Raw genomic sequence first — 13,992 nt, forward strand, 5'->3', positions numbered from 1 at the left:
GCCGCGCTCCCCGAATCATGTCAGCAGCGGGCGCGGCGGAACAGTTCACGAAGGCAAAGAGATCACCCGGCCCCGCCCCGGCTTCACGTCTCAGTGCGGGATCGAGTCAGTGCGGGATCGAGGAGATCAGCTCCTGCGCACCCTGCCGTTTGAGGGCCAGGGCCACCGAGGTGCCGAGGTCCTCGGGGCTGAGCGCGCCCGCCCACTCGTGGGCGTCCAGCACCCGCTTGCCGTCGGGGGTGAAGACCCGGCCGCGCAGGGAGAGGCGGCCGTCCGCCTCGGCCTCGGCGTAGCCGGCGATCGGGCTGTTGCAGTGGCCCTGCAGCACGTGCAGGAACATCCGTTCGGCCGCCGCCTCGCGCCAGGTGTCGTGGTGGCCGAGGCCGGTGACGGCCTCGATGGTCGCGGTGTCGTCCTCGCGGCACTGGAGGACGAGGATGCCGGCGCCGATCGGCGGGCACATCGCCCCGATGCCGAGGATCTCGGTGATACGGCCCTGCTCGCCGATCCGCTCCAGCCCGGAGACGGCGAGCAGCAGGGCGTCGGCCTCCCCGGCGGCCAGCTTGGCGAGCCGGCTGTTGGCGTTGCCGCGGATCGGCACGCACTCCAGGTGCGGGTGGGTGGAGGCGAGTTGGGCGATGCGGCGGACGGAGGAGGTACCGATCCGGGTGCCGGGCGGGAGCTCCGCCAGGGTCAGGCCGCCGGGGTGGACGAGGGCGTCGCGGATGTCGTCGCGGCGCAGGTAGGCGGCGAAGACGGTGCCGGCGGGCAGCGGGCGGTCGGCGGGGACGTCCTTGAGGCAGTGCACGGCGACGTCGGCCTCCCCGGCGAGCAGCGCCGCGTCGACCTCCTTGGTGAACGCGCCCTTGCCGCCCAGTGCGGCGAGATCGCCGGTCCAGCGGTCACCCGAGGTGGTGACCGGCACCACCTCGGTGCGCAACTCCGGGTGCAGGGCGGCGAGTTCGGCGCGGACCCGGTCGACCTGGGCGAGTGCCATGGGTGAGGAGCGGGAGACGATGCGGATCAGCTCAGCGGTGGCCATGGCGCGATGATAGGCGCTCGAACACCCGGTCCTGAGCAGGCGTCAGCCATGCGGCGGGCGCGGCGGACGATACGGCAAGCTCGGACAACACGGACGGCCGGTCGGGGTGTCCGACCGGCCGTCCGCCGCCCTCGACTTCGGGCTCACTCGTTGTGCAGCACCTCGGCGATCGGCAGCCGGGCCGCCGAGCGGGCCGGGACGAGCGCGCCGAGGACGGCGATCGCGACGCCCGCGAGGGCGAGGGCGGCGAGCAGCGGGGCACCCCAGACGTCGATCATCCCCTCCGTGAAGGCGATGATCCGGACGTGCTCGATGATCAGCCGGTGCGTCAGGATCCCGAGCGGGATGCCGATGATCCCGCTGAGCACGCCCTGCCAGGCCACCGAGGTGATCGTCATCGCGACGACCTGCCGGGGCGTCATCCCGATCGCCTTCAGCATGCCGAGGTCGCGGCGGCGTTCGCGGATGGTGAGCAGCAGGGTGTTGAAGACGCCGAGCGCGGCGACCACCGACAGCAGGACGGTGAAGGTCGTGCTGAAGCTCTGGATCGCGACGACGCTCCCTTCCGTGCTCGGCGCGACGATCGAGGGCGTCAGGCTCGGGTCCGCGTCCGTGATCGCCTTCTGGTAGGCCGCGGCGTCGGTGCCCTGGGCGAGCCGCACGTCGTACTCGACCACGTGCGGGTCGGGGGTGAGCAGGGCGCGGGTGGCGGCGTTGGAGGAGATCGCGTTGGCGTTGCCCTGGAGCTCCTTGCCGACGATGGTGACGGTGGTCTGCCGGCCGTCCAGGACGAGGGTGAGCCGGTCGCCGAGCTTGACGCCGTGCTGGTCGAGGAAGGCGGGCCCGGCCTCGATCTCGCCCAGCCCGGTCGCCGGGCGGCCCTCGACCACCCGGAGCCGCTGGTGGTCGACCATGTCGTCGCCGCCGTAGAAGTTGGCGAAGACGAGCTGGGGCTGGCCGACCAGGCCGACCCGCACGAGCCCTCGGACGGAGACCCGCTCGGCGCCGGGGGTGGCGTGCAGCATCGCCTCGGTCTGCTCCGGGGTCAGCCGGGGCTCGATCTTCTTCTCCGCGAACTTGGCGGTCAGCACGTCGATGTGGGTGTTGCGGTCGGGCGGGACGAAGGACTTGGCCAGGGTGCCGGTCACCCCGGTCGTCACCGTCACGGTGACCACGCCGAGCGTGATCGCCGCCATGGTCAGCGCCGTACGGGCGGGGCGGGCGAAGGGCTGGCCGAGGCCGAGGCTGACGGCGCGCGGCAGTCGGGTGCCGCTGAGCCAGCGCTGGACCTTCAGCCCGCGCCCGGTGCGCGGCGCGCTGCCGGCCGAGATCGCCTGGGCGGCGGAGAACCGGTGGGCGCGCGAGGCGGGGACGAGGGCGGCGAGGGCGACCAGCAGCGGGACGCCGAGCAGGGTGGCGACGGGCAGCCAGCCGGCCGGCTCGATCACGGCGGTGCCGGTGGAGATCCCGGTGAAGGCGGTCTCCAGGATCGGGTACGCGGCCACCCAGCCGGCGGCCGTCCCGAGGACGGTGCCGACGACCGCGGGCACCGAGACCATGGTCAGGTAGACCGTGACCACCTGGCGCGGGGTGAAGCCGATCGACTTCAGCACCCCGATGTGCCGGTAGCCGGAGACCACCGCCCCGCTCACCACGTTGCCGACGATCAGCGCGGCGACGATCAGACCGAGCACGCCGAAGACCGTCATCAGCGGCAGGTAGGCGTCCGCGCCCGCCGAGAAGGCCTGCTTGAGCACCAGGTAGGACTGGGCGCTGGCGACGGCGTCCTGGGGCAGGCCCTCGGTGGCGGCGCCGAGCGAGGCGGTGAGCTGCTGCTCGGTGTCGGCGTCGGTGAAGCGGTAGAGCATCTGCCGGGCGGTGGGGTGCAGGGCGGCCATCTGCTCGGGGGTGACCCAGCCGCCGGAGGACTGGCTCATGTCGGTCGCGAAGCCGACGACGGTGAGCTTCAGCCCGGTGTTGGTGATGATCGACGAGCCGAGGAACCTCTCCGCGGCGCCCCCCGGGGTGGCGACGACCACCTCGCCGGGCGCGGTGGCCCAGCGGCCCGCCAGCACCGTCACCCGGTCCACCGGCGCGGCCGCCGGATCGGGCCTGCCGGTCAGGGTCAGCGGGCCCGGCGCGTGGCCGATCCAGTCGGTGGGGATCGTCACCACGGTCTGGTCGAAGGGCCCGGCGGCCGCCTCGACGCCCGGTCGGTGGGCGGTCGCGGCCAGTTGCTCCGCCGAGGCCCTGGCCGGGTCGAAGCCGGCGGTGACGTGCGCGCCGTGCTCGGCCTCGAAGGCGGTGTCGAAGGGGGCCCGGGCGGCGCTGATCACCGCGAGGGCGAGCAGCACGGTCGCGGTGGAGCAGAAGACGACCAGGCCGATCACGATGGTCTGCACCCTGCGGCGCTTCACGGCCCCCCGGGAGGCCCGCCAGACGGCTCCACCATTCACGACTGGGTCTCCAGCATCCGCTCGCGCGCCACCCTGCCGTCCGCGACCTCGACCAGCCGGCTGGCGCAGCGGGTGGCCAGGTTGGGGTCGTGGGTGACGATCAGCAGGGTCTGCCCGATCTGGTTGAGGTCGATCAACAGGTCCATCACCTGCTCGCCCGAGCGGCTGTCCAGCGCGCCGGTCGGTTCGTCCGCGAGCAGCAGCGCCGGGCGGTTCATCAGGGCCCGGGCCACCGCGACCCGTTGGCGCTCGCCGCCGCTGAGGGTGGCCGGGTAGACGTCCTTGCGGTGCGCCACCCCCAGCTCGTCGAGCAGCTCCAGCGCCCGGCGGCGGGCCTGCTTGGCGCTGGTGCCGGTCAGCTGGGCGGCCAGGGCGACGTTGTCGAGGGCCGGGAGGTCGTCGATCAGGTTGAAGAACTGGAAGATCATGCCGACGTGGCGGCGGCGGAAGAGGGCCAGCCCGCTCTCGTTCAGCTGCCCGAGGTCCTGCCCCTGCACCCGGACGGTGCCGGAGGTGGGCCGGTCCAGCCCGGCCACCATGTTCAGCAGGGTGGACTTGCCGCACCCCGAGGGGCCCATCACGGCGACCGCCTCGCCCGCCCGGATCCGCAGGTCGACGCCGTCCAGCGCCTTGGCGTCGCCGAACTCCTTGTGCACCCCGGACAGCTCGACGACGACCTGCGCGTCGTCCGGCCGGGTGGTCCCGTCGTGGTCGTTGCTCATGGTGGACGACGGTAGGCGCGGCCGCCCCGGCCGGACGTCCCACCCCGGGTGTAACCGCAGGTGGCCGTAGTACCGGAGATGTACGGGGGCGGCACCCCCGGATGATGTGGATCAAGCACCGGCCTGGGAGGCTGACGGGGTGTGGGGAACGGAAACGGACTGGATCGCGCTCGCGGTGGCGGGTGCGGCCTGCGCGGGCGCCGGCTGGCTGGGCGTGGCCCTCGCCCGGGCCCGGCGGCTGCACCGCGAGGCCATCGGCGAGCGCGGCTGGCTGCTGGAACGGGAGCGGGAGAGCGCCGCCCGTACCGCGGTGGACGCCGAACGGGCGCGGATCGCGGCCGAGCTGCACGACATCGTGAGCCACAACGTGAGCCTGATGGTCGTCCAGGCCGGGGCCGCGCGCGAGGTGCTGGCCACCATGCCGGAGGAGGCGGCGGCCGCGATGGGCGCGGTCGAGGCGGCCGGGCGGGACACGATGACCGAGCTGCGGCACCTGCTGGGCCTGCTCGCCCCGGCCGCGGACGGCTCCGAGGAGCCGGAGCAGGAGGGCTTCTCGCCGCAGCCGAGCCTGAGCCGGCTGAGCCCGCTGATCGACCGGTTCGCCTTCGCCGGACTGCCGGTCGAGGTCCGGATCTCCGGCGAGCCGAGGCCGCTGCCCGGCGGCGTCGACGTGACGGCGTACCGGATCATCCAGGAGGCGCTGACCAACGCGCTCAAACACGGGGACGGGGTGACGGCGGAGGTGACGGTGCGGTACGCGGACCACTACCTGCGGGTGGAGGTGCTGAACAGCGGGCCGAGCGTGCTCTCCGGCTCGTCCACCCCCACGCCGAAGCGGGCGGACGGCGCGGGGCGCGGGCTGATCGGCCTGCGCGAGCGGGTCGCGGTGTACGGCGGGGACCTGGACGCCCGGCGCCGGCTCGGCGGCGGCTACCGGGTGCGCGCCCGCATCCCGCTGGACCGGCCGTGAACGCCCCCGAAGAGGCACGCCGCCCCCGGGTGGTGATCGCCGACGACCAGGAGCTGGTCCGCACCGGCTTCCGGATGATCCTCACCGCGCGCGGCATCGACGTGGTCGCCGAGGCCGCGGACGGCGCCGAGGCGGTGGCCGCCGCCGTACTGCACCGGCCCGACGTGGCCCTGCTGGACATCCGGATGCCCGTCATGGACGGCCTGGAGGCGGCCCGCCGGATCCTGGCCCAGGCCCCCGGCTGCCGGGTGATCATGCTGACCACCTTCGACCTCGACCAGTACGTCTACGCGGCGCTGTCCGCGGGGGCGAGCGGCTTCCTGCTCAAGGACGTCACCTCGGCCCATCTCGCCGCCGCCGTACGCCTGGTGGACACCGGCGACGCCCTGCTCGCGCCCTCGATCACCCGCCGCCTGGTCGAGCGGTTCGCGGCCGGCGCCCCGCACCCCTCCGGCGACGAACCGTCGCGGCTGCACCGCGACCTCGCCCCGCTCACCCCGCGCGAGGCGGAGGTGCTCAGCCTGCTCGGACGCGGCCTGTCCAACACCGAGTTGGCGGGCGAACTGACCCTCAGCGAGTCCACGGTGAAGACCCACGTCGCCCGGATCTTCGCCAAGTTGAACCTGCGCGACCGGGCCCAGGCGGTGGTGCTCGCCTACGAGACCGGTCTGGTCACGCCCGCCTCGGAACGCTGAACACCAACTCCCCTCCCCGTCACGATAATTCGCATGACAATCAGCTATCTCACTCGTTAGAGCGAACCACTCTCAGGATTCACATTTTTGCCAGCCCATGGGGGAACATCTGCATGTCCGCGCCCGGATCGGAGCAACCGTTGATCGGAGAAGCCGTTCGGGCGCCACCACCCGGCACGACGAGGACAATTGGACAGGCCCGTGACCACCACCACCCCCGTGTGGGACTGCCCCTTCCACCACACCGACGGCCTGGAGTTCGACCCCCTCCTCAAGCGGCTGCTCACCGAGGCCCCGATCGCGAAGATCCGACTGCCGCACGGCGAGGGCGAGGCCTGGCTGGCCACCCGCTACGAGGACGTCAAGGTGGTCACCACCGACCGCCGGTTCAGCCGCGCCGCCGGCATCGGCCGCGACCTGCCCCGGATGACGCCCGCCGCGATCGCCCAGGCCGAGGCCATCAACCTGATGGACCCGCCCGCCCACAACCGGCTGCGCCGACTGGTCGCCCAGGGCTTCACCAACCGCCAGGTCGAGCGGATGCGCACGGCCACCCAGCGGATCGTCGACGGCTACCTGGACGAGATGGCCGAACACGGCTCCCCCGCGGACCTCGTGCACTTCCTCTCCAGCCGCCTCCCGCTCACCACCATCTGCGAACTGCTGGGCATCCCCGAGCAGGACCGCCCCCGGCTGCGCACCTGGGCCGTCGCCATGATGCGGATGGGCCCGGACAGCCGCGCGACCCAGGAGGAGGCCAAGGCCGGCCTGCGCACCTACTTCACCAGGCTCACCGCCGCCCGCCGCGCGGACCCCGGCGAGGACCTGGTCAGCTCGCTCGCCACCGCCCGCGACGGCGACGAACTGCTGGACGACCAGGAGTTGGCCGTCATGGCCATGGTGCTGCTGGTCACCGGCCACGACACCAGCACCTACCAGCTCAGCAACATCACCTACACCCTGCTCACCCACCCCGAACAGCTCGCCAAGCTGCGCGCCCAACCGGACATGCTGCCGCGCGCGCTGGAGGAACTGCTGCGCTTCATCCCGTTCCGCCAGGGCGTGGGCATCGCCAGGGTCGCCATCGAGGACGTCGAGCTGGGCGGCGTGCTGATCCGGGCCGGCGAGGCCGTGCACGTCTCCTACCTGACCGCCAACCGGGACCCTTCGGTCTACGACCGCCCCGACGAGCTGGACCTCGACCGCGGCACCCCCACCCACATGACCTTCGGCCACGGCCAGCACCACTGCCTCGGCTCACACCTGGCCCGGATGGAACTCCAGGTCGCCATCGGCACGCTGCTGCGGCGCTTCCCCCGGCTGCGCCTGGCCGTCGACCCCTCCGAACTCGACTGGAACTCCGGCTCGATCTGGCGCTTCCCCCGCACGCTGCCGCTCGCCTGGTGACCTCCCGCGCCGCCGCACGGCGCCCGCACCGCTCCACGCAATCCACCGGCCCTCCGCCGAGCCGCCCGCCGGTCCGCGCCGGCCCCCATGGGGAGACCCGCACCATGGCAACACTCTGCCGCCCTGCCATCGCCGTGCCCGAGCACGTCATCACCCTCGAAGAGACCCTCGACCTGGCCCGCACCCTGCACGCCGGGCACCCCCAACTCGGCCTGGCCCTGCGGCTGATCGAGAACACCGGGGTGCGGACCCGCCACCTGGTCCAGCCGATCGAGGAGACCCTCACCCACCCCGGCTTCGCCGTCCGCAACCAGGTGTACGAGCGGGAGGCCAAGCTGCGCGTCCCCGAGGTGGTCGAACGCGCCCTCGGCCACGCCGAGCTGGAGGCCCGGGACGTCGACCTGATCATCTACGTGTCCTGCACCGGCTTCATGATGCCGTCGATGACCGCCTGGCTGATCAACACCATGGGCTTCCGCTCCGACACCCGCCAGGTGCCGATCGCCCAGCTCGGCTGCGCGGCCGGCGGCGCCGCCGTCAACCGCGCGCACGACTTCTGCCGGGCCTACCCGGGCGCCAACGTGCTCATCGTCGCCTGCGAGTTCTGCTCGCTCTGCTACCAGCCGACCGACCTCGGCGTCGGCTCGCTGCTCTCCAACGGCCTGTTCGGGGACGCCATCGCCGCCGTCGTGATGCGCGGGCACGGCGGCACCGGCGTGCACATCGAACGCAACGGCTCCCACCTCGTCCCGAACACCGAGAACTGGATCTCGTACGGGATCAAGGAGACCGGCTTCCACTTCCAGCTGGACAAGCGGGTGCCCGGCACCATGGAGATGCTCGCGCCCGCGCTGCGCTCGCTGGCCGGGGCCCACGGCTGGGACGTCTCCGGGCTGGGCTTCCACATCGTGCACGCCGGCGGTCCGCGCATCCTGGACGACCTGTGCCACTTCCTCAACATGGAGCCGGCGAACTTCCGTTACAGCCGGGCCACGCTGACCGAACGCGGCAACATCGCCAGCGCCGTCGTGTTCGACGCCCTCGCCCGACTGTTCGCCGACGGCGGCGTGCCCGAGGGCACCCCCGGGCTGATCGCCGGCTTCGGACCGGGCATCACCGCCGAGATGTCGCTGGGCAGTTGGGCCGAGAACCAGGGCGAACCGGTGCGCCGCCGACCGCGCGCCATCTCCACCTCCGACATCACCCTCGTCCACCCGGTGGCCCCCCGTCGTTTCCCGGCCGGCACTACGATCACCGATTGACTTCCTCCCCTTCCGGAAGGGCAGGGGGTTCCCCTCAGCCTCACGGCTGAGCCGCCGCGCGTGAGCGCAGCGGTGGGACTACTTCCTGCTTCACCGACGACCGCCCGCCCGGAGTGCTCCGTTGAGGTCTTACACCGTCTCCACAGGCTGCGACCGCCAGCCCGGCGGCCAGGATGTTGCGTGCCGCGTTGACGTCCCGGTCGTGGACCGCTCCGCAGTCGCACTCCCATGCGCGGACGTTCAGCGGCATCCTGTCGCGGATGGTTCCGCAGGCCGAGCACAGCTTTGAGCTGGGAAACCACCGGTCGATGGTCACCAGGTCACGGCCGTACCACTGGGCCTTGTACTCCAGCATCGTCCGCAGATCGCTCCAGCTCGCGTCCGAGATGGCCCGGGACAGCCTGCCGTTCCTGAGCATGTTGCGGACCGTCAGATCCTCGATCACGACCGTTTGGTTCTCACGGACGAGTCGAGTGGTGAGCTTGTGGAGGAAGTCCCTGCGCCGGTCGGCGATCCTCGCATGAACGCGGGCGACCTTGCGCCGGGCCTTCTCCCGGTTGGCCGAACCGTTGGCCTTGCGGGCGAGATCCCGCTGAGCCCTGACGAGCCGTTCCCGGTCACGGCGTTCATGCCGGGGGTTGGCGATCTTCTCCCCAGTGGAGAGCGCCACCAGGCTGGTGATTCCGGCGTCGACGCCCACTGCGCTGTCGAGCATGGGCAGGGGTTCGACGCCGGGATCGTCACACAGCATCGAGACGAACCAGCGACCCGCCGCGTCCCGGCTCACGGTCACCGTGGACGGCGACCGCCCTTCGGGCAGCGGCCGGGACCACGCGATCGCCAACGGCTCGGACATCTTCGCCAAGGTGAGTCGTCCGTCCCGGTAGCGGAACGCGGACGTGGTGTACTCGGCGCTGTCACGAGACTTCTTCTTCGACTTGAACCGTGGATACCTGGCCCGCTTCGCGAAGAAGTTCGTAAAAGCCCCTTGAAGATGCCTGAGCGCCTGCTGCAACGGCACGGACGACACCTCGGACAGGTAGGACAGTTCCGCGGTCCTTTTCCAGGCCGTCAGCATCGCCGACGAGGCGTTGTAGCTGATCCGCTCGCCCCGCAGCGACCAGGCCTCGGTGCGAGCCTGCAACGCCATGTTGTAGACCTTCCGCACGCATCCGAACGTGCGCGACAGCTCGGCCGCCTGCGCATCGGTCGGATAGAAGCGGAACTTGTAGGCCCGCTTCACATGGGTGGCCGCCATGGTTTACAAGATACATCGTCAGATTGTGAACATCGACGGGTGATTGCCCACCGAATTGCCGGTCCTGCCCTGGCGGTGAAACGGCCACCCGAATCCCCGGCCGAAGCCGGGGCATCAACGAAGGAGTCATGATGACAGACACCACGGACCGCACCGACACCTCCACCAGAGCCGCCGAACTCGCCGCACTTTTCCCGGCGTTGCACGCGCCGCAGTACTGGGCCTGGGGCCGTTACGACGCGCTGTTCTCGACCGTGCTGCCGCCGGACGCGCTGGTCACCAACATCCACCTGGTCGGGTTCGCGGACGGCGACGTGGTGCTCTGCCGGGACGACCGGGACCACTGGTTCCTGCCCGGCGGCACCCGGGAGCGGGACGAGAGCATCGAGGCCTGCCTGGAGCGGGAGCTGCGCGAGGAGGCCGGCGCCCGGCTGCTCGGCGAGCCGGACTGGCTGGGCGCGCACCGCTGCCGCACCGACGACCCGGTGCCGTACAAGCCGTGGCAGCCGCACCCGGAGAAGGCCTGGCTGTGGGGCTGGGGCGAGGTCGAGCTGGACTCCGTGCCGACCAATCCGGACGACGGCGAGCAGGTGGTCGAGGTCCGCACCGTCCCGGCCGCCGAGGCGCAGCGGCTGCTGCTGACCGGGCACGACGCCTGGTGGGGCGAGCTGGTCGGGCTCGCGGTGGAGCTGCGCCGGCGGGCCGGGCGGGGCTGAGGCCGCCCCTCCCCGGCGATCGCTCCCCGGCGCCGGGGTCGCTCCCCGGCCGGAATATTCCCGCCCGGCCGGAAGACCACCGGAACGGCCGAACAACAGGAAGCAATGTCCGTTTTGCGGTGATATGAATCGGCCATGGACACCTTGCAGCTGGCCGTGGACTACCCGGTGCTCAACATCTTCTGGACGATGCTGGAGCTGTTCCTCTGGATCCTCTGGTTCTTCCTGCTGTTCAAGATCATCACGGACATCTTCCGCAGCCACGACCTGGGCGGCTGGGGCAAGGCCGGCTGGCTGGTCCTGGTGATCATCCTGCCGCTGATCGGCGTCCTCGCCTACCTCATCGCCCGCGGCAAGGACATGGGGAAGCGGGACGCCGAACAGGCCCAGCGGTCCGAGGCCGCGGTCAGGGCCTACATCCGGGACGCGGCCGGAGCCGCACCGGCGGGTGAGGGCGGCGGCCGCAGCCACGTCGACGACCTCGCGAAACTGGCGGACCTGAAGGAGAAGGGCGTCCTCTCCGACGAGGAGTACCAGAAGGCCAAGGACAGAATCCTGGCGTGACGGCCGGGCCGGGAACGGCCGGGGCCGGTGGGCGCGCACCGCACCCACCGGCCCCGGCCGTACGCCCGTCGGTGCTCAGCGGCGCCCGGAGCGGCGGTCCTTCGAACCGCCGCCGTCGCCGCCACCGGTCAGGCCCGCGCGACGCAGCGCGTCCGCCATGGCGCTGTTGGCCGGTGCGCCGCCGCCAAAACCGCCCCGGTCGCCGCGGTCACCGCGGTCGCCGCGGTCGCGCCGGTCCTGGCCGCCGCGGCCGCCCTGGCCGCTGCCCTGGCCGCCGCCGCGCCGCTCCTGGCGCGGCGGGCGGGCCTGCCGGTCGCCACCCCGGTCGCCGCCACGGTCGCCGCCGCGGTCGCCACGCTCGCGGCCGACCTCGTCGTCCAGCCGCAGGGTGAGCCCGATCCGCTTGCGCGGCACGTCCACCGAGACCACCCGGACCTTGACGATGTCGCCGGGCTTGACCACCTCGCGCGGGTCCTTGACGAAGTTCTTCGACAGCGCCGAGACGTGCACCAGCCCGTCCTGGTGGACGCCCACGTCGACGAAGGCGCCGAAGGCCGCGACGTTGGTGACGACGCCCTCCAGCACCATGCCGACCTCAAGGTCGCCGATCTTGTCCACGCCCTCCTTGAAGGTCGCGGTGCGGAAGGCCGGGCGCGGGTCACGGCCCGGCTTGTCCAGCTCGCCGAGGATGTCGGTGACGGTCGGGACGCCGAAGGTGTCGTCGGCGAAGTCGGCCGGGCGCAGCGCGCGCAGCCGCTCGCCGTTGCCGATCAGCTCGCGCAGCTCCCCGCCGGTCGCGGCAAGGATGCGGCGCACCACCGGGTAGGCCTCGGGGTGCACGCTGGAGGCGTCCAGCGGGTCCTCGCCGCCGGGGATGCGCAGGAAGCCCGCGCACTGCTCGAAGGCCTTGGGGCCGAGCCGGGAGACGTCCTTGAGCTGCTTGCGGGTGCGGAACGGGCCGTTGGCGTCGCGGTGGGCCACGATGTTGTCGGCCAGCGTGCCGGTGATGCCGGAGACCCGGGTGAGCAGCGGCGCCGAGGCGGTGTTGACGTCCACGCCGACGGCGTTGACGCAGTCCTCGACCACGGCGTCCAGCGAGCGGGAGAGCTTCACCTCGCTCAGGTCGTGCTGGTACTGACCGACGCCGATCGACTTGGGGTCGATCTTGACCAGTTCGGCCAGCGGGTCCTGGAGGCGGCGGGCGATGGAGACCGCACCGCGGATCGACACGTCCAGGTCCGGCAGCTCCTGCGAGGCGAACGCGGAGGCCGAGTAGACCGAGGCGCCGGCCTCGCTGACCATCGCCTTGGTGAGCTTCAGCTCGGGGTGGCGCTTGAGGAGGTCCTCGGCGAGCTTGTCGGTCTCCCGGGAGGCGGTGCCGTTGCCGATCGCGACCAGGTCGACGTCGTGCTTCTTCGCCAGCGCGGCCAGGGTGTTCAGGGCCGCGTCCCACTTGTTGGCGGGCTGGTGCGGGTAGATCGTCTCGTACGCGACGACCTTGCCGGTGGCGTCCACCACGGCGACCTTCACACCGGTGCGGAAGCCCGGGTCCAGGCCCATGGTGGCGCGGGTGCCGGCCGGGGCGGCGAGCAGCAGGTCGCGCAGGTTGGCGGCGAAGACGCGCACCGCCTCCTCCTCGGCCTCGACGCGCAGCCGGGACCGCAGGTCGATGCCGAGCCGGACCAGGACGCGGGTGCGCCAGGCCCAACGGACGGTGTCACCCAGCCACCTGTCGGCCGCACGGCCGTGGTCGGCGATGCCGAAGCGGGCGGCGATCCGCTGCTCGTAGTCGTTCTCGCCGGGCAGGTCACCCTCGGACTCGCCTTCGTAGGGCGAGAGTTCGAGGTCGAGCACCTCCTCCTTCTCGCCGCGCAGCATCGCCAGGATGCGGTGCGAGGGAAGCCTCGTGTACGGCTCGGCGAAGTCGAAGTAGTCGGCGAACTTGGCGCCGTCGCCCTCCTTGCCGTCGCGGACCTTCGCGACCAGGCGGCCGCGGGTCCACATCCGCTCGCGCAGCGAGCCGACCAGGTCGGCGTCCTCGCCGAAGCGCTCGGTCAGGATCGCCCGGGCGCCCTCCAGGGCCGCGGCGCCGTCCGCCACCGACTCGGTGAGGTACTGGGCGGCGAGCGCCGCCGGGTCCTGCGTCGGGTCGGCGAGCAGGGTGTCGGCCAGCGGTTCCAGGCCGGCCTCGCGGGCGATCTGCGCCTTGGTGCGCCGCTTGGGCTTGAACGGCAGGTAGATGTCCTCCAGGCGGGCCTTGGAGTCGGCGGCGAGCACCTGGGCGCGCAGCGCGTCGTCCAGCTTGCCCTGGGCCTCGATCGACTCCAGGACGGCCGCCCGGCGGTCCTCCAGCTCCCGCAGGTAGCGCAGCCGCTCCTCCAGGGTGCGCAGTTGGGCGTCGTCCAGTGAGCCGGTGACCTCCTTGCGGTAACGGGCCACGAAGGGGACGGTCGAGCCGCCGTCGAGCAGGTCGACAGCAGCCTTCACCTGCCCTTCGCGGACGCCCAGTTCCTCGGCGATCTTGCGCTCGATCGCCTGCTGGGCCTGCCGGGCCACCTGTTCGACTGGCGTGGTCACGAAGCCGGTCACCTTCTCCTTCAATGCTTTGGCCGTACGCCCTGCATTCTGGCAGGTACCGGTGACGACTCCCGGCCGGACCCGCGTCGGCCGGGCGTGGCGAGCCGGTCGGCCCGGGTGTGACGAGCCGGAACGGCCCGGGTGTGACGAGCCGGAACGGCCCGGGTGTGACGAGCCGGAACGGGGCGCCGCCGGGCATCCGTTGGCCGTCCGCCCGCCGTCCCCCGACCGGGCGGGGATCACGGGGTTGTGCGCAGTTCGGGAATCCGGCCCGCAGTTCGGGAATCCGGCTGAGCGCCGGCGATCCGCGCTGTACGCTGCCG

Annotated in this window: 11 protein-coding genes; 6 read left to right on the forward strand and 5 right to left on the reverse strand. The window is 72.2% G+C overall.

Features of this window, described 5'->3' with window-relative positions; translation table 11 throughout:
• Positions 1–106: 106 nt before the first annotated feature.
• The 3 genes from hemC to RZ50_RS11000 form a co-directional block, all read right to left on the reverse strand.
• Entirely contained in the window at positions 107–1,042 is a 936-nt protein-coding gene (hemC, locus tag RZ50_RS10990; RefSeq protein ID WP_196949864.1) for a hydroxymethylbilane synthase, read from the reverse strand.
• 143 nt (positions 1,043–1,185) lie between these two features.
• Positions 1,186–3,498, reverse strand: coding sequence for an FtsX-like permease family protein (locus RZ50_RS10995; protein ID WP_196949865.1), 2,313 nt, complete (start codon positions 3,496–3,498; stop codon positions 1,186–1,188).
• Positions 3,495–4,220: an ABC transporter ATP-binding protein gene (locus RZ50_RS11000; RefSeq protein WP_196949866.1), complete on the reverse strand. Its 726-nt coding sequence runs from the start codon at positions 4,218–4,220 to the stop codon at positions 3,495–3,497. Before RZ50_RS11000 ends, RZ50_RS10995 begins: the two co-directional genes overlap by 4 nt.
• A 139-nt stretch (positions 4,221–4,359) precedes the next feature.
• Between RZ50_RS11000 and RZ50_RS11005 the strand changes: the two genes are divergently transcribed.
• The 4 genes from RZ50_RS11005 (at position 4,360) to RZ50_RS11020 (ending at position 8,554) form a co-directional block, all read left to right on the forward strand.
• Complete coding sequence (locus RZ50_RS11005) at positions 4,360–5,190, forward strand: histidine kinase (protein WP_196949867.1); 831 nt, start codon at positions 4,360–4,362, stop codon at positions 5,188–5,190.
• Complete coding sequence (locus RZ50_RS11010; protein ID WP_196949868.1) at positions 5,187–5,885, forward strand: response regulator transcription factor; 699 nt, start codon at positions 5,187–5,189, stop codon at positions 5,883–5,885. The genes RZ50_RS11005 and RZ50_RS11010 overlap by 4 nt, the downstream gene beginning before the upstream one ends.
• Positions 5,886–6,086: 201 nt before the next feature.
• On the forward strand, positions 6,087–7,292 hold the full coding sequence (locus tag RZ50_RS11015; protein ID WP_196949869.1) for a cytochrome P450: 1,206 nt from the start codon (positions 6,087–6,089) through the stop codon (positions 7,290–7,292).
• Positions 7,293–7,396: 104 nt separating this feature from the next.
• Positions 7,397–8,554, forward strand: a complete 1,158-nt coding sequence (locus tag RZ50_RS11020; protein ID WP_196949870.1) for a type III polyketide synthase — start codon at positions 7,397–7,399, stop codon at positions 8,552–8,554.
• Positions 8,555–8,594: 40 nt separating this feature from the next.
• Here the strand turns inward: RZ50_RS11020 and RZ50_RS11025 are convergent, their stop codons facing one another.
• Positions 8,595–9,812, reverse strand: coding sequence for an RNA-guided endonuclease TnpB family protein (locus tag RZ50_RS11025; RefSeq protein WP_196949871.1), 1,218 nt, complete (start codon positions 9,810–9,812; stop codon positions 8,595–8,597).
• 131 nt (positions 9,813–9,943) lie between these two features.
• Here RZ50_RS11025 and RZ50_RS11030 point away from each other — a divergent pair, with 131 nt between their 5' ends.
• Together RZ50_RS11030 and RZ50_RS11035 are read left to right on the forward strand one after the other, a co-directional pair.
• Entirely contained in the window at positions 9,944–10,528 is a 585-nt protein-coding gene (locus RZ50_RS11030; protein ID WP_196949872.1) for an NUDIX hydrolase, read from the forward strand.
• Positions 10,529–10,663: 135 nt separating this feature from the next.
• Positions 10,664–11,092, forward strand: coding sequence for an SHOCT domain-containing protein (locus RZ50_RS11035; protein WP_196949873.1), 429 nt, complete (start codon positions 10,664–10,666; stop codon positions 11,090–11,092).
• Between the two features lie 75 nt (positions 11,093–11,167).
• Here the strand turns inward: RZ50_RS11035 and RZ50_RS11040 are convergent, their stop codons facing one another.
• Positions 11,168–13,669, reverse strand: coding sequence for a Tex family protein (locus RZ50_RS11040; RefSeq protein WP_196949874.1), 2,502 nt, complete (start codon positions 13,667–13,669; stop codon positions 11,168–11,170).
• Positions 13,670–13,992 lie beyond the last annotated feature (323 nt).

Origin of the sequence: Kitasatospora sp. SUK 42 (genome assembly GCF_015776785.2) — a bacterium.
GTDB lineage: Bacteria > Actinomycetota > Actinomycetes > Streptomycetales > Streptomycetaceae > Kitasatospora.